This is a genomic window from Pseudoroseomonas cervicalis (assembly GCF_030818485.1).
Lineage (GTDB): Bacteria > Pseudomonadota > Alphaproteobacteria > Acetobacterales > Acetobacteraceae > Pseudoroseomonas > Pseudoroseomonas cervicalis_A.
The window spans coordinates 1,928,646-1,942,347 of record NZ_JAUTAJ010000004.1; the positions used below are offsets into that span (position 1 = coordinate 1,928,646).

The window sequence follows — 13,702 nt, forward strand, 5'->3', positions numbered from 1 at the left end:
CCGCCATGCCACGCCTGTTCGTTGCCCTGCCGCTGCCGGACGGTTTGCGTGACCAGCTGGCCGATCTGGCCGGCGGCATCCCCGGCGCCCGCTGGGTGCCGCCCGAGAACTACCACCTGACGCTGCGCTTCATCGGTGAGATCGAGGGCTGGCAGGCCGATGAGGTGGATGAGGCGCTCGCCGGCATCCGCGCCCGGCCCTTCGAGCTGACGCTGTCCGGCCTCGACATCTTCGAGAAGGCCGGGCGCATCCATTCGCTGCATGTGAAGGCCGAGCGCGGCGAGCGGCTGCTGCACCTGCAATCCAAGGTGGAGACGGCGCTGCAGCGGGTCGGGCTGCCGGCCGAGCGGCGGCGCTTCGCCCCGCATGTGACGCTGGCGCGCACCGACCGCGCCGCGCCGGACAAGCTGATCAGCTTCGTCCAGGCGCACAACCTGTTCCGCCCGGCGCCGGTGGCGATCGGGCATTTCTGCCTGTTCTCCTCGCGCCTGGGCAAGGAACAGGCGCATTACGAGGCAGAGGTGGATTACGCCCTGACCGGCGGCACCACCGGCACGCCGGCGCCGATCCCGCGCGAGGCCGGGGTCTAGCCTCGGCCAGGGCCCAGGCTGGGGCGGGGGCGGCCCGCCGCCGCGCAGGCCCGCCATTGCACCGCGGCGCGGCACAGCCTAGGCAGTCGGCATGACGCGGCCCTGGCGGGCCCTGCTGCTGTGCCTGACCACCCTGCTGCTGCTCGGCCAGAGCGTGGCGGCGCCGGCGCATTGCCTGCGCCTGGCGCGGCCGGCGGCACAGGGCAGCGGCTTCGCCCTGCCGCTCTGCACCCCCGAGGGGCTGCGCTGGGTGGTGCATGCGGCGGACCGCCCGGAGGCCCCGTCCCCCGATGGCCTGACCGCGGATCTCCTGCCCGCCGATGCGCCGATCGCCGGCACGGCGCTGGCGGCCGCCGGCGGCGACGCCGCGCCCGACCATGCCGAGCCCGGCTTCTGCCCCGCCTGCCATGGCCTGCCGGATGGGCTGGCCCTGCCCGCCGGGCCGGCGCCGCCGGCCCCGCGCTGGGCGCTGCGGCAGGCCGCGCCGCCGCCCGCCCCGGCACCCTTCGCGCTGAGCCCGCCGCGCGGCCCGCCCGGCGGCCCGCGCGGCCCGCCCGCCCTGGCCTGACCGCACCGACCCTTGCCCTTCCCATCCTCCGCGGGCCGCGCCACGCGCCGGCCCCGACCCCGGATCGTCAGACCATGCTGAACCGTCGCTTCCTGCTTCATGCCCTGCCGGGCGCCCTGTCGCTGCTCGCCCTGCCGCCGCTGGCGCGCCGCGCCGCCGCGCACAGCTACAAGGCCGGCGATGTCGAGATCGGCCATCCCTGGAGCCGCGCCGCCCCGCCGCGCGGCACCGGCGCCGGCTTCATGACGCTGCGCAACACCGGCAGCCAGCCGGACCGCCTGGTCTCCGGCCGCGCCGCCATCGCCCGCAGCGTGGAGATCCACACCCATCTGCATGAGGGCGGCGTGATGCGCATGCGCCCGGTCGAGGGCGGGCTGGTGCTGCCCCCGGGCCAGGAGGTCGCCCTGGCCCCCGGCGGCTACCACCTGATGCTGATCGGCCTGTCCGAGGCGCTGGTGCAGGGCCAGCGCGTGCCCGTCACCCTGGTGTTCGAGCGCGGCGGCGAGGTCCAGGTGGAGCTGGTGGTGGAATCCGCCGGCTACCGCCCGGGCAACGCGCCGGCCGGCGGCCACCAGCACTGAGGCCATGGCGGCGGGGCCAGACCCCGCCGCCCGCCCTGCCCCGGCCGGATGCGCGAGCCGGGACTTTGCCATTCCGTTTTGTTTCGAATTCGATATAGTGCGGCTTTCAGCCCGGGGCACCCCCGATGAGCCACGCCGCCAGCGACGCCGCCGAGCCCGCCGACGCCGCGCCGCCCCCCGAACCTGCCCCGGCGCCCGAGCAGGCCCGGCCTGCCGTGCCGCAGGACCATGACCTGTTCTTCGCCCGGCTGCTGGATGAGATCTATCTGCTGCTGGATTTCATCGCCACCCGCAACGACCACGGGCTGGAATGCCTGGAGGCGAAGATCCCGATGGAGGGCGGCAGCGCGGCGGGCGGCACCGGCACGCGGCAGCAGGTGCTGCAGCGCATCGCCGAGCTGCAATTCCCGCCCCCCGCCCGGCCGGGCCGCGACGCCGCCGATGTCGCCTTCCTGATGCTGGTGAAGGACCGTCTGGCGCAGCAGGCCCGCCCGGCCAACGGCATGACCATCGCCTTCACCGAGATGGTGCTGATGGGCAGCCGCAGCAGCGTCATCGCCGGGCAGGCGCCGGGCCGGGCCGGGCTGCTGCCCTCCAGCCACCGCCCCGGCCTGGCCCGCAACGCCTATCCGGAGCTGCGCAGCTACGCCTGGTGGACCAAGTGGATCTGGCGCGTCTGCATCGGGCTGCTGATGGCGCTGGCGCTGTGGACCGCCTGGCTGACCATGCATGTCGAGGCCGGGCGGATCCTGCTCGACCGGCTGGCCACGGCGACCCGCAGCTACCAGACGGCGGCCCAGGCGGTGGCGGCGGCCGACCGCCCCGTCACCGCCACCATCGCCGGGGTGCCGCCCCCCGCCGTGCAACCGGTGGCGGACGGGCTGATCCAGCCGCTGCAGCCGCCCTATCACCTGGGCTTCTGCGACCGGGCGCTGCGGCTGCAGGCGCTGCCGCGCCAGGACGCGGCGTATTTCCCGAACTTGCCGGTGTTCGAGAACGCCATGCAGCGCAGCCTGTGCTCGCCGCTCTGGGATGCGGACAGGGAGATCAACTCGGCACGCGCGCGGCTGGTAACCTTCATCGCCCCCAGCCTGCCGCGCCTCGACTTCATCACCCTGCGGGACGAATCGAGCGCCAAGACCGACAGCCGCGAGCAGGAATGGCGCGCCGACGACATCGCCCGGCTGCTGAGCCGGCACATGCTGCCGCTGGCCTTCGCCGTGCTGGGCGCCGGCGTCTCGATCCTGCGCGACTTCACCCAGCGCATGCATGCCAGCGTGCTGGCGCCGCGCGACCTGCCCATGGCGTTCAGCCGGCTGGCGCTCGGCATCGCCGCCGGGCTGGCGATGGGGCTGTTCCAGTCCGATCTCGGCGTGGTGCCGGAGCTGGGCGGCATCACCGCCCCCGCCGCGGCGCGCGGCGGCTGGACGCAGCATGGCCTGGCCTTCCTGGCCGGCTACGGGCTGGATGCGGTGTTCAGCTTCCTCGACGACCAGCTGCGCCGGCTGCGCCGCAGCACCGACCCGGCCCAGGGCAGCGGGGTGGCGGCGGCCGGCGCGGGGCGGCCCGCCGGCGCCGCCTGAGGGAGCGTGGACCGGGCGACCCCCGCGGCCCCGCCCCCGCTTGACCTGGCCGTCCCGGCACGGGAAGGCTGGCGGCCATGTCCGCCCCCGCCCTGATCGTGCTGACCGGCGCCGGCATTTCCGCCGAATCCGGCCTGGCCACCTTTCGCGACCCGAACGGGCTCTGGGCCCGCCACCGCATCGAGGATGTGGCGACGCCCGAGGCCTTCGCCCGCGACCCGGCGCGGGTGCACGCCTTCTACAATGCCCGCCGCGCCCAGCTGCGCGACCCGGGCGTGCAGCCCAATGACGCGCATCGCGCGCTGGCCCGGCTGCTTGCCGAATGGCCCGGCGAGGCGCTGCTGGTGACGCAGAATGTCGACGACCTGCATGCCCGCGCCATGCCGGGCGAGGCCGCGGCCCGGCTGCTGCCGATGCATGGCGAGCTGCGCAAGGCGCGCTGCCTGCGCTGCGGCGCCGTGCTGCCCTGGGAGGCGGATCTCTCCACCGCCACCCCCTGCCCCGCCTGCGGCGCCACGGGCGGGCTGCGGCCGCATGTGGTCTGGTTCGGCGAGACGCCGCTCGGCCTCGACCGGATCGAGGCGGCGATGGCGCGCTGCGGGCTGTTCCTGTCGGTCGGCACCTCGGGCCAGGTCTATCCGGCGGCCGGTTTCGTCGCCGCGCTGCGCGGCCGGGCCGAGACGCTGGAGCTGAATCTGGAGCCGAGCCTCGGCAGCCACCTGTTCGACCATGCCGAGCACGGGCCGGCGACGGAGATCGTCCCGGCGGCGGTGGAGCGCCTGCTGGCGCGATGGCCTTGACGCGCCTTCCGGCCACGGTCTTGACGCGCCTGCCGGCCATGGTCTTGACGCGCCTGCCGGCGCGATGGCCTTGACGCGCCTGCCGGCGCGATGCCGCTGACACCCGATCTCGACGCGCTGGCGGCCGAGGCGCGGCGCTGCACGCTCTGCGCGCCGCATCTGCCGCTCGGGCCGAGGCCGATCTTCCGCGTCAGCCCGGCGGCGCGGCTGCTGATCATCAGCCAGGCGCCGGGCACCCAGGCCCACATCACCGGCATCCCTTGGAACGACAAGGCAGGGGACCGGCTGCGCGACTGGCTGGGGCTCGACCGCGCCGGCTTCTATGCCGGGGAAGTGGCGATCCTGCCGATGGGGCTGTGCTATCCGGGCCGGCTGCCGCGCGGCGGCGACGCGCCGCCACGGCCGGAATGCGCGCCGCTCTGGCAGCCGCGCCTGGGCCCGCCGATGACCGGCATTCGCCTCACCCTGCTGCTCGGCCGCTACGCCATCGCGGGCCGGCTGGGCGCGGCGGCGGCGCGCGATCTTGGCGCCACGGTGCAGGGCTTCCGGGCGCATCTGCCGGCAAAAATCTTCCCCCTGCCGCATCCCTCCTGGCGGACGAAGCTCTGGGCGGCGTCGCGCCCCTGGTTCGAGGCGGAGGTGCTGCCGGCGCTGCGGGCGGAGGTGGCGGTAGCGCTGCGCGGGGGCTAGCCCCGGCGGCGGGGTGGCGAGGCGGCGGAGGGCCTCAGCCCTCCCCCTCCAGCCGGGCGATGTCCTCGTCCGAGAAGCCGAAATGATGGCCGATCTCGTGGATCAGCACGTTGCGGACCAGGCGGAACAGATCCTCGCCGGTCTCGATCCACTCGACCAGGATCGGCTCGCGGTAGAGCAGGATCATGTCCGGCTCGGTCGGCACGCCGAGGCTGCTCTTCTCGGTCAGCGGCGTGCCGCGATACAGGCCGGTCAGCTCCCAGGGATGCTGCAGGTCGAGCGCCTCCAGCGTCTCCTCGTCCGGCACTTCCTCGACCAGGATGGCGGCGCCGCGCACGGCCTGGCGAAGCTCGGCCGGGATCGCCGCGAAGGCGGTCTCGGCCATGTCCTGCAGATCCTCGATCGAGGGGGGATGGTTGAAGCGCATGGGCACCCTTTAGCACCGGCCGGGGGCGGCGGCGACCGCCGAGGCTCCGCCGCCGCCCGCGGCTCAGCGCGGCGGCAGGGAGGGGCCGGGGCCGGGCCCCGGCTGCGGTCCGGCGGGCGGCACGACGGCGCCGGTCCCGGCGGCGGGGGTGGCGGTGGCCGGGCGCCCCTCGCGCAGCAGGTCGCGGATCTCGGCCAGCAGCTTCTCCTGCGGCGTCGGGCCGGCCGGCTTGGCCTCCTCCTTCTGGCGGATATGCAGCTTGGTCAGCACCCGCAGCAGCCAGAAGATCGCCATGGCGACGATCAGGAAGCGGATGATGGCGTTGATGAACTGGCCCAGCGCCAGCACCGCCGCGCCGGATTGCCGCGTCGCCTCCAGCGAGGGGCCGCGCTGGCCGCTCAGCACCACGAAGACGTTGGAGAAATCGACGCCGCCGATCAGCAGGCCGATGATCGGGTTGATCAGGTCCTGCACCAGCGAATTGACGATGCCGGTGAAGGCGGCGCCGATGACGATACCGACCGCCAGATCGACGACATTGCCGCGCATGATGAAGGATTTGAATTCCTTCACCCAGAGCGGCTGGCTGACGGGAAGGCGTGGCTTCATGCGGGGGCTCCTCGGGCTCGGCGGCGCTGGCCAGGCCCCGGGCGATGCGGCAGCATGGCGGCATGCCCGCACCCCTCCCCGGCCTCGGCCAGCAGATCACCTTCCTCTACGCCAGCGCGCCGGAGGCGAGTTGGCACTTCTACGAGACCGTGCTGGAGCTGCCCCTGGTGCAGGACCAGGGCAGCTGCCGCATCTATGACGTGGCCGGCGGCCGCGCCTTCCTGGGCGTCTGCCGCGCCCGCGCCGAACGCGCCACCGACAATCCGCGCGCCGAGGGCGGGGTGGTGGTCACCTTCGTCACCGAACAGGTCGCCGCCTGCCATGCCGCGCTGCGGGCGCGCGGCGTCGCGGTGGGCGAGGCGCCCGCCTGGTCGGAGGCCTATGGGGTGGAGCATTTCTTCTTCCGCGACCCGGCCGGCTACCTGCTGGAGGTGCAGCGCTTCGGCCGCGGCGACTGGCCCGCCCCGCCCGGCTGAGGTCCCGGCCGGGACAGCGGAGGGGATGGCAGCCAGGGCGCAGCCGCGGACAGCATGACGGGCCGGCCCCTGGGCCGGCCCTGTCCGCATTCCGGGCGGCGGCCCCGCCAGGCGGGTGCCGCCCGTGTCGCTCCGCCCGATCAGGGCGTGGTGCGCGGCGCCGGGTTGGTCGGCGTCGCCGGCACGCCGGTCGTGCTGCCGGTGCTGGTGTTGCCGACGCTGCCGGCGGGTGCCGGATTGGCCGGGGTGCCGCCCTGCTCGACCACCATGCCGCCGCCCATATAGGCGCCGTCGCTGTTGGCGCGGCTGGTGGTGGTGCGGCGGGTGCTGCTGCGGCGGTTGCGCTCATCCAGCGGCGTGCGGACCTCCGGGTCGCGCCACAGCGGGCGGCCCAGATTGACGTCCTGCGGCGAGGTGGTGGCGCCGGTCACCGCGCCGGCGCCGCCGCCGACCACCGCACCGACCGCCGCCCCCACCGGGCCGCCCAGGGCGCCGACACCGGCCCCCGTCGCGGCACCGGCGGCAGCGCCGCCCTGCACACGGTCACGCTCATTGGTTCCACAGGCCGCCAGGGCCAGAGCCAGGGTGGCGGCACCGATCACGTGCAGTTTCATGCTGCTCGCTCCTTGTCACTGCGGAACAGGGAACGCGGCATGCGGTGAAAGGTTGTGCTGGCGCTCAGCGCGCCAGCATGGTTTCCGGCAGCCAGGTGACGATGGCCGGGAAGGCCGTGACGATCACCACCGCCAGCAGCATCAACAGGAAGAAGGGCAGTGTTGCACGGGCGACGGAGAGGATGTTCTCCCCGGTCAGCCCCTGGATCACGAAAAGGTTGAAGCCGACCGGGGGCGTGATCTGCGCCATCTCGACCACCAGCACGATGAAGATGCCGAACCAGACCAGGTCGAAGCCGGCCGCCGCCACCACCGGCAGCACCACCGAGGCGGTCAGCACGATCATGCTGATGCCGTCGATGAAGCAGCCCAGCACCAGATAGATCAGCGTCAGCACCAGGATGATCATGGCCGGGCTGAAGCCCTGCTGGCCGACCCAGGCGGCCATCGCCGCCGGGATGCCGGAATAGGCCATGGCCTGGGTCAGGAAGGCGGCGCCGGCCAGGATCAGGTTGATCATGCAGGCCAGGCGCGTGGCGCCCATCAGGCTGTCGACGAAGGAGGACCAGGTGAGCGTCCGGCCCCAGGCCGACAGCGCCAGGGCGCCCACCACACCGAACACCGCCGCCTCGGTCGCCGTCGCCCAGCCGAAATAGATGCTGGCCATGACGAAGCCGATCAGCAGCATGACCGGGAAGAGCTGGGCGCCGGCGCGCAGCTTCTCGCGCAGCGGCATGGGCGGGTCGCGTGGCGGGGTCAGGCCGGGGTTCAGCATCGACCAGAGGGCGATATAGCCGCTGAACAGCGCCACCAGCATCAGCCCCGGCAGCACGCCGGCGATGAACAGCCGCACCACCGAGACCTCGGCGGCGACGCCATAGACGATCATGACGATGGAGGGCGGGATCAGCAGGCCGAGCGTGCCGGCCCCGGCCAGGCTGCCCATCGCCATCGGCCGGTGATAGCCGCGCTCCAGCAGCGCCGGCAGCGACATCTTGCCGATGGTGGCGGCCGTCGCGGCGGAGGAGCCGGAGACGGCGGCGAAGATGGCGCAGCCGATGACGTTCACATGCATCAGCCGCCCGGGCAGGCGCTGCACCCAGGGCGCCAGGCCGCGGAACATGTCCTCCGACAGCTTGGTGCGGAACAGGATCTCGCCCATCCAGATGAACAGCGGCAGGGCGGCCAGCGTCCAGGAGGCCATGGACTGCCAGATGGCGGTGCCCATCACCTTCTCGACCGGCATCGAGGCCATGGCCGGCATCAGCCAGGGCAGCACGACGATGCCGCAGAAGCCGACCGCGGCCAGCGCCAGGCCGATCCAGACGCCGAGGCCGAGGAACAGGAACAGCAGGGCCAGCAGCAGCATGCCGGCCTGGAAAAGCTGGGTCGGGTCCATCACAGCTCCTCCGCCGCGCGTTCCATGGCCGATTTCGCCTCGTGCCGGCGATAGGAGGGGGTGCCGCCCGAGAGATGCACCGCCAGGTCGTCGAGCAGCGCCAGGGTGAAGAGCGCGGCGCCGAAGCCGGCCATGGCCTGGGGCGGCCACAGCTTCCAGGCGATGCTGCCCTGCGCCACATCGTCGAAGGCGAAGGAATCCGCGGCGAGGTCGAGCAGCGACCAGGCGAAGCAGCCGGCGATGATGGCCGAGAGCACCAGGGCCATCGCCTCCATCACCAGGCGCGGCCGGCCGGAGAGGCGGCCGAGGATCAGGTCGACGCGGATATGCGCGCCATGCCGGAAGGCATAGGCCAGCGGCAGCAGGGCGGAGGCGGCGACGGCGAAGGCGGTCAGGTCATCCGCCCCCTCCACCGCGCGGCCGAGGAAGCGGCCACCCACCTGGGCGGCGATGACCAGGGCGATCAGGGCGAGCGCCAGCGCGCCCCCCACCCCACCCAGCAGATACAGAGCATCGAGCGCAGCCCGCAGCTTGCGCATGCGCGACACCTCCCGCAGCGATCAAAGGGAATGAGCGGGGGCGGCGGCGCCGCCCCCGGGGGCCGGGCAGCGCCTCAGGCGGCGCGATAGGCCTCGATCAGCTTGCGGCCATCCTCGCCCGCCTTGGCCAGCCATTCCTGCACCATGGTCTCGGAGACCTTGGCCATGCCCTCCTTCAGGGCCTCGCTGGGCTGGTTCACCGTCATGCCGCGATCGGCGAGGATCTTCTCGCGCGCCGCCTGCTCGGCCTCCGACATCTCCCAGCCGCGCGTCTCGGCGGTGCGGGCGGCGGCGAGGATGGATTCGCGCAGCTCGGCCGGCAGCGCCTCGAAGGCGCGGCTCTGCACGAAGACCGCGTTCTTGGTCCAGGTGAAGCCGATCGGCGTGAAGAACTTGGCGAAGTCCCAGGCCTGCACATCGACGCCGGTCGCCGCCGAGGTGACCATGGAATTGACCACGCCGGTGGCGAAGGCCTGCGCCACCTCGGCCGCCTGCACCAGGGTGGGCGTGGCGCCGACCAGCGTCGCGAAGCGGTTGGTGGCGGCGCTGAAGGTGCGCATCTTGTTGCCACGCAGCGCCTCGATCGTGTCGACCGGGAAGTTGGTGTAGAAGCCCGAGGGCGGCCAGGGCACCATGTAGAGCAGGGTGATGCCGGTGCGCTTCAGCCGCGCCTCGATATAGGGGCGCGACAGCTCGGCCAGCTTGCGCGCCTGGGCGTAGCTGGTGACCAGCTGCGGGATGCCGTCCAGCTCGAAGAACGGATCCTCATTGCCATAGGCGGAGATCAGGATCTCGCCCAGCTGCACCTGGCCGGTCTGCACGCCGCGCCGGATCTCCGGCATCTTCAGCAGGGCGGCATTGGTGTGCAGCTGGATCTGCAGCCGCCCGGCCGAGGCCTGCTGCGCCTCCTCGACGAATTGCCGGACATTGCGGGTGTGGAAATTGCCATCGGGATAGGGCGTGGCGAATTGCCAGCGGGTCTGCGCCTGGGCGGCGCGGCCATGGAGGCCGCTGGCCAGGGCGCCGGCGGCGCCGGCCGCCAGCAGGGTGCGGCGCGAGAGATGTTGCATGGAAGCCCCCGGATCTTGTGGCCCCGGGCCTTATGGCCCTGGTGACCCTGTCGCTGACGCATCATCGAACCGGGTCGGAAATGGGCGCAAGGGGGGTTCTGCCGGGGAAGCGGCCGGGGCGGCGCGGGAATGCCGCCAAAACAGGCAGGCCCGGCGCGGAACGCCGGATGCGGGGGCGGCCGGCCGCGCGACCGGGCCGCAACCGGTTCCGGCCGGGAGTCCGGCGCCGCCTGCCCTGCCCGCCCGCTCACCCGCCCCGCCCGCCGGGTGGCGGCGCGGCGGGTGCCCCCGGCCTCAGCCGGCCGAGGTGACGAATTCGCGCAGCTCCTGCGCCTCCTGCTCGGCCTCGGCGATGCGCTGCTTCACCAGATCGCCGATCGAGACCATGCCGGCCAGGCTGCCATCGCGCTCCAGCACCGGCAAATGGCGGACACGGCGATCGGTCATCAGCGCCAGCGCCTCGCAGACCGAGGTCTCGGGCGTCGCGGTGTGCAGCACGCGGGTCATCAGCTGCTCGGCGCGCAGCCGGGCGGTGGCCTCGTGATGCGCCGCCAGGGCGCGGGCGATGTCGCGCTCGGAGACGATGCCGAGCACGCTGCCGGTGGCGTCGCGCACCAGCACGGCGCCGATGCGGTGCTGCGCCAGGGTGCGGGCGATGGCGGTGGCGTCGTCCAGCGGCCCGACCGAGACGACCTGTCCGCCCTTGCCCTGCAGGATGCGCGCGATGGTCATGGCATTCCTCCTGTTCAGGCGGTCCGCCGGCCCGGCCCGCCACCCTGACGAGAAGGATGGCAGGGAGGGCATTCCCGCCCCGGTTGAATTGCCCCGAGCGTGCATGGCGGCGCTGTAATCTGTCCAGGAGAATCGGCCCCGGCCCAGGGCCTTCACGCGGCTGTGCGACCGAGCAGCCGCCCCGCCTCCGCCGCCGCGCGGTGGTAGGAGAGCACGAAGACCTGGCGGTCGCGCCGCAGCATGCCGTCCAGATCGGCGCCGGTCAGCAGCGCCAGGGCACCGGCCGCGCCGGAGGCCGGCAGCGCCGCGGTCAGCCCCAGCAGCCTTCCCTGGCCATCCACCACCGGCCCGCCGGAATAGCCCATCAGCGCCGGCATGCGGGCGGTGAAGCCGCGGCCGAAGCCCGGCATCTCGGCATCCGGGGCCTCGACATGGCCGCTGGCGATGGCGGCGCCGAGGCCGGGGGCGCCGGCGGCCCAGACCGCCTCGCCGCTCTGCGGCAGCCGCGCCAGCGCCGGCCGGGCGGGGTCGAGGAAGCCTTCCGGCGCGCGCAGCACGGCGAGGTCCATGCGCGGGCTGCGGCCGACCAGCTGGGCCGCCACCTCCACCCCGTCGGCGCGGCGCAGGGTGAGACCCTCGGCGCTGCCCAGCACATGGGCGCAGGTCAGCAGATGCGTGCCATCGAAGCCGATGGCCGAGCCGCGCGCCGCGCCCTGCAGCTGCACCGCGGCGAAGCCGGAGAGCGCGATGCGCTCGGCCGGCGTGCCCTGGGCCTGCCGTGCCGCCTCCCGCACCGTGCCGCAGGCGCCGAGCAGCCCGCCCGCCGCCATGACCAGAAAACCCCGCCTCGCCAGTTTGCTGCGCTGCATGCGCCACCCGTTCTCATCGCCGCATTCGGATCAACCTTTTGGTTAGAATCGATACGCAAAACGTTCGAATCCCTCGACTCACGACTGCGTGACCGGGACGATCTCAAGCTAGGGAAGAGGGGTGAAGAAAAGCTGAAGCGCGGGGCGCGGCCACATCCTGGCCGGCAGAGCCCGGCGACGCCGGGGGGCCTGGCCTCAGAAGCGCAGCCCGGCGGCCAGCAGCAGCAGCAGGATCAGCAGGAAGCCGAGCGCCCCGCGCAGCGCGCCGCGCACCGGGCGGAAGGGCGGGGGCAGGCCGCGATCATTGGCCGGGCGGGGCGGCGGCGACCAGCGGGGCCGCAGCCGGTGCATGCCCAGGGCCGGGGCCGGGCCGCGCAGCGGCCGCGTGGCGGGGGGCGCGGGACGCGGGCCGGCCGTCACGCCGAACCCTGTTGCTTGCTGTCCCCCCGCACGCCTGGCCCTGCCTCAGCCGGTGGTCGGGCCGGGGCCGTCGGAGGGCCCCTCGGCGGCGGCGGTCACCGGCTGGATCAGCTCCTCCGCCTCGCGCTTCAGCCGCAGATAGGAGCGGACGGAGAAGGGCAGCATGCCGACATAGATCAGCCCCGCCGCCGCCAGCGCCGCCCAGGGCTCGCTGACCAGCAGCGCGGCATAGGCGCCGATCGAGAGCAGCAGCGGCAGGATCGCCTGGCGCGGCACCTTGAAGTTCTTGAAGGACCAGGTCGGCAGGGTGGAGACCAGCATCAGCGCCGTCACGATCAGCACGCAGCCGACGAAGAGCGGGTGGCGCACCGCGGCGGCCAGCGTGTCCCAGCCCCAGCCGGCGAAGGCCAGCGAGGCGAAGACCGGGAACATGCCGAGCAGCGCGCCCGCCGGGGCCGGCACGCCGGTGAAGAAGCTCTGCGCATAGGCGGGCTTGGGCGGCGGGCCGGTCAGCGGCACCGGCCCGGCCTCCAGCGCCGCGTTGAAGCGGGCGAGCCGCAGCGACATGCAGACCGCGAACATCACGCAGGGCACGAAGCCCAGGCCGCGATAATCATGCATGGTCCACAGATAGAGGATCATCGCCGGGGCGACGCCGAAGGAGAGGAAATCGGCCAGGCTGTCGAATTCGGCGCCGAAGCGGCTGGTCGCCTTCAGCAGCCGGGCCAGCCTGCCATCCAGCCCGTCGATGGCGCCGGCCAGGATGATCAGCCCGGCGGCGGGTTCCCACCGCCCCTCCAGCGCGAACCGCATCGCCATCAGCCCCGAGCAGAGGCCGAGCAGCGTCAGGATGTTCGGGATCAGCCGGTTGAAGGACTGGCCCTGGAATCGCGGGCGCTGGCGCGGGGCGAAGCGGAAGCGCCGGGGGCGCGGCGGGCGGGGCGTCATGCGGGGGCGCCCGGAAGCGGGGCGACGGGCTCGGCGATGGCCGGGCCGGCCGGCGACAGATCGGCGATCACCGTCTCGCCGCCGATCATCAGCTGGCCTTCCTGCACCAGCGGCACCACGCCTTCCGGCAGGTACAGGTCGGTGCGGCTGCCGAAGCGGATGATGCCGAAGCGCTCGCCGGCGCGCAGCGCGTCGCCCTCGCGCACATCGCACAGGATGCGGCGGGCGATCAGCCCGGCGATCTGCACCACGGCGATGTCGCGGCCATCGGTCAGGCGGATGGCGAGCGCGTTGCGCTCATTGTCGTCGCTGGCCTTGTCGAGGTTGGCGCTGACGAACTTGCCGTGGCGATAGGCGATGCGGGTGACCGTGCCGGCGGCCGGGCTGCGGTTCACATGCACGTCCAGCACCGACAGGAAGATGGCGACGCGCCAGCGCGGCTGCGGGCCGAGGCCGAGCTCGGCCGGCGGCACCGCCTGGGCGACGCTGACCACCCGCCCATCGGCGGGGGCCACGAAGACCGGCCGGTCCGGCACCACCCGTTCCGGATCGCGGAAGAAGTAGAGGCAGAACAGGGTGAAGAGGAGGCCGGGCCAGAACAGCCAGGGGCCGGTGATCAACCCGCCGAGCACCGCCACGACGGCACCGCCGATGATGAAGGGCCGGCCCGCCGGATGCGGCGGGGCCAGGACCATGCGAAGGCTTTCCATGAGCGCCATGATGCCCCCGGTTATGGTCCGTCGCGGTCGCGCAAACAACCGCTGCTTCCTGGCAAAACCCTGTCGGC

Annotated in this window: 18 protein-coding genes; 7 read left to right on the forward strand and 11 right to left on the reverse strand. The window is 73.4% G+C overall.

Features of this window, described 5'->3' with window-relative positions; genetic code table 11:
* Window positions 1–5 precede the first annotated feature (5 nt).
* The 6 genes from thpR to QE401_RS12915 all read left to right on the forward strand — a co-directional run bounded on the left by thpR (window position 6) and on the right by QE401_RS12915 (window position 4,812).
* Window positions 6–590, forward strand: coding sequence for an RNA 2',3'-cyclic phosphodiesterase (gene thpR / locus QE401_RS12890; RefSeq protein WP_307138595.1), 585 nt, complete (start codon window positions 6–8; stop codon window positions 588–590).
* Window positions 591–681: 91 nt separating this feature from the next.
* On the forward strand, window positions 682–1,158 hold the full coding sequence (locus QE401_RS12895) for a hypothetical protein (protein WP_307138596.1): 477 nt from the start codon (window positions 682–684) through the stop codon (window positions 1,156–1,158).
* Window positions 1,159–1,232: 74 nt separating this feature from the next.
* Window positions 1,233–1,739, forward strand: a complete 507-nt coding sequence (locus QE401_RS12900) for a copper chaperone PCu(A)C (RefSeq protein ID WP_307138597.1) — start codon at window positions 1,233–1,235, stop codon at window positions 1,737–1,739.
* Window positions 1,740–1,864: 125 nt separating this feature from the next.
* Window positions 1,865–3,322, forward strand: a complete 1,458-nt coding sequence (locus QE401_RS12905; RefSeq protein ID WP_307138598.1) for a hypothetical protein — start codon at window positions 1,865–1,867, stop codon at window positions 3,320–3,322.
* Between the two features lie 77 nt (window positions 3,323–3,399).
* Entirely contained in the window at window positions 3,400–4,122 is a 723-nt protein-coding gene (locus QE401_RS12910; protein ID WP_307138599.1) for an NAD-dependent deacylase, read from the forward strand.
* 90 nt (window positions 4,123–4,212) lie between these two features.
* A complete protein-coding gene (locus tag QE401_RS12915) occupies window positions 4,213–4,812 on the forward strand; it encodes a uracil-DNA glycosylase family protein (protein WP_307138600.1) in 600 nt (199 codons plus the stop codon).
* A 34-nt stretch (window positions 4,813–4,846) separates the two neighbouring features.
* On the opposite strand, the gene QE401_RS12920 is transcribed toward QE401_RS12915, so the two are convergent.
* The gene (locus QE401_RS12920; protein WP_307138601.1) at window positions 4,847–5,239 is read right to left on the reverse strand and encodes a metallopeptidase family protein; all 393 of its coding nucleotides are present in this window, start codon (window positions 5,237–5,239) and stop codon (window positions 4,847–4,849) included.
* A 63-nt stretch (window positions 5,240–5,302) separates the two neighbouring features.
* A complete protein-coding gene (gene mscL / locus QE401_RS12925; protein ID WP_307138602.1) occupies window positions 5,303–5,848 on the reverse strand; it encodes a large conductance mechanosensitive channel protein MscL in 546 nt (181 codons plus the stop codon).
* 62 nt (window positions 5,849–5,910) lie between these two features.
* On the opposite strand from mscL, the gene QE401_RS12930 reads away from it, so the two are divergent.
* On the forward strand, window positions 5,911–6,324 hold the full coding sequence (locus QE401_RS12930; protein ID WP_307138603.1) for a VOC family protein: 414 nt from the start codon (window positions 5,911–5,913) through the stop codon (window positions 6,322–6,324).
* A 140-nt stretch (window positions 6,325–6,464) separates the two neighbouring features.
* Here QE401_RS12930 and QE401_RS12935 read toward each other — a convergent pair whose 3' ends face one another.
* From QE401_RS12935 to QE401_RS12975, 9 genes are all read right to left on the reverse strand, one after another.
* The gene (locus QE401_RS12935) at window positions 6,465–6,938 is read right to left on the reverse strand and encodes a hypothetical protein (protein WP_307138604.1); all 474 of its coding nucleotides are present in this window, start codon (window positions 6,936–6,938) and stop codon (window positions 6,465–6,467) included.
* 64 nt (window positions 6,939–7,002) lie between these two features.
* Window positions 7,003–8,337, reverse strand: a complete 1,335-nt coding sequence (locus QE401_RS12940) for a TRAP transporter large permease (RefSeq protein ID WP_307138605.1) — start codon at window positions 8,335–8,337, stop codon at window positions 7,003–7,005.
* Entirely contained in the window at window positions 8,337–8,876 is a 540-nt protein-coding gene (locus QE401_RS12945; RefSeq protein WP_307138606.1) for a TRAP transporter small permease, read from the reverse strand. The genes QE401_RS12940 and QE401_RS12945 overlap by 1 nt, the downstream gene beginning before the upstream one ends.
* 74 nt (window positions 8,877–8,950) lie before the next feature.
* Window positions 8,951–9,946 (reverse strand): TRAP transporter substrate-binding protein, encoded by a 996-nt coding sequence (locus tag QE401_RS12950; RefSeq protein ID WP_307138607.1) that lies wholly within the window; start codon window positions 9,944–9,946, stop codon window positions 8,951–8,953.
* A gap of 294 nt (window positions 9,947–10,240) precedes the next feature.
* Window positions 10,241–10,678, reverse strand: a complete 438-nt coding sequence (locus tag QE401_RS12955) for a CBS domain-containing protein (RefSeq protein WP_307138608.1) — start codon at window positions 10,676–10,678, stop codon at window positions 10,241–10,243.
* Window positions 10,679–10,830: 152 nt separating this feature from the next.
* Entirely contained in the window at window positions 10,831–11,547 is a 717-nt protein-coding gene (locus QE401_RS12960; RefSeq protein ID WP_307138609.1) for a S1 family peptidase, read from the reverse strand.
* Window positions 11,548–11,742: 195 nt separating this feature from the next.
* Window positions 11,743–11,967 (reverse strand): hypothetical protein, encoded by a 225-nt coding sequence (locus QE401_RS12965; RefSeq protein ID WP_307138610.1) that lies wholly within the window; start codon window positions 11,965–11,967, stop codon window positions 11,743–11,745.
* Window positions 11,968–12,012: 45 nt separating this feature from the next.
* On the reverse strand, window positions 12,013–12,915 hold the full coding sequence (locus QE401_RS12970; RefSeq protein WP_307138611.1) for a CDP-alcohol phosphatidyltransferase family protein: 903 nt from the start codon (window positions 12,913–12,915) through the stop codon (window positions 12,013–12,015).
* Complete coding sequence (locus QE401_RS12975) at window positions 12,912–13,634, reverse strand: phosphatidylserine decarboxylase (protein ID WP_307138612.1); 723 nt, start codon at window positions 13,632–13,634, stop codon at window positions 12,912–12,914. The genes QE401_RS12970 and QE401_RS12975 overlap by 4 nt, the downstream gene beginning before the upstream one ends.
* Window positions 13,635–13,702: the final 68 nt, after the last annotated feature.

Excerpts from the sequence above, each read along its gene's own strand:
- thpR (WP_307138595.1), top strand. The coding sequence starts at position 6 with ATGCCACGCCTGTTCGTTGCCCTGCCGCTGCCGGACGGTTTGCGTGAC.
- QE401_RS12895 (WP_307138596.1), top strand. The coding sequence starts at position 682 with ATGACGCGGCCCTGGCGGGCCCTGCTGCTGTGCCTGACCACCCTGCTG.
- QE401_RS12900 (WP_307138597.1), top strand. The coding sequence starts at position 1,233 with ATGCTGAACCGTCGCTTCCTGCTTCATGCCCTGCCGGGCGCCCTGTCG.
- QE401_RS12905 (WP_307138598.1), top strand. The coding sequence starts at position 1,865 with ATGAGCCACGCCGCCAGCGACGCCGCCGAGCCCGCCGACGCCGCGCCG.
- QE401_RS12910 (WP_307138599.1), top strand. The coding sequence starts at position 3,400 with ATGTCCGCCCCCGCCCTGATCGTGCTGACCGGCGCCGGCATTTCCGCC.
- QE401_RS12915 (WP_307138600.1), top strand. The coding sequence starts at position 4,213 with ATGCCGCTGACACCCGATCTCGACGCGCTGGCGGCCGAGGCGCGGCGC.
- QE401_RS12920 (WP_307138601.1), bottom strand. The coding sequence starts at position 5,239 with ATGCGCTTCAACCATCCCCCCTCGATCGAGGATCTGCAGGACATGGCC.
- mscL (WP_307138602.1), bottom strand. The coding sequence starts at position 5,848 with ATGAAGCCACGCCTTCCCGTCAGCCAGCCGCTCTGGGTGAAGGAATTC.
- QE401_RS12930 (WP_307138603.1), top strand. The coding sequence starts at position 5,911 with ATGCCCGCACCCCTCCCCGGCCTCGGCCAGCAGATCACCTTCCTCTAC.
- QE401_RS12935 (WP_307138604.1), bottom strand. The coding sequence starts at position 6,938 with ATGAAACTGCACGTGATCGGTGCCGCCACCCTGGCTCTGGCCCTGGCG.
- QE401_RS12940 (WP_307138605.1), bottom strand. The coding sequence starts at position 8,337 with ATGGACCCGACCCAGCTTTTCCAGGCCGGCATGCTGCTGCTGGCCCTG.
- QE401_RS12945 (WP_307138606.1), bottom strand. The coding sequence starts at position 8,876 with ATGCGCAAGCTGCGGGCTGCGCTCGATGCTCTGTATCTGCTGGGTGGG.
- QE401_RS12950 (WP_307138607.1), bottom strand. The coding sequence starts at position 9,946 with ATGCAACATCTCTCGCGCCGCACCCTGCTGGCGGCCGGCGCCGCCGGC.
- QE401_RS12955 (WP_307138608.1), bottom strand. The coding sequence starts at position 10,678 with ATGACCATCGCGCGCATCCTGCAGGGCAAGGGCGGACAGGTCGTCTCG.
- QE401_RS12960 (WP_307138609.1), bottom strand. The coding sequence starts at position 11,547 with ATGCAGCGCAGCAAACTGGCGAGGCGGGGTTTTCTGGTCATGGCGGCG.
- QE401_RS12970 (WP_307138611.1), bottom strand. The coding sequence starts at position 12,915 with ATGACGCCCCGCCCGCCGCGCCCCCGGCGCTTCCGCTTCGCCCCGCGC.
- QE401_RS12975 (WP_307138612.1), bottom strand. The coding sequence starts at position 13,634 with ATGGCGCTCATGGAAAGCCTTCGCATGGTCCTGGCCCCGCCGCATCCG.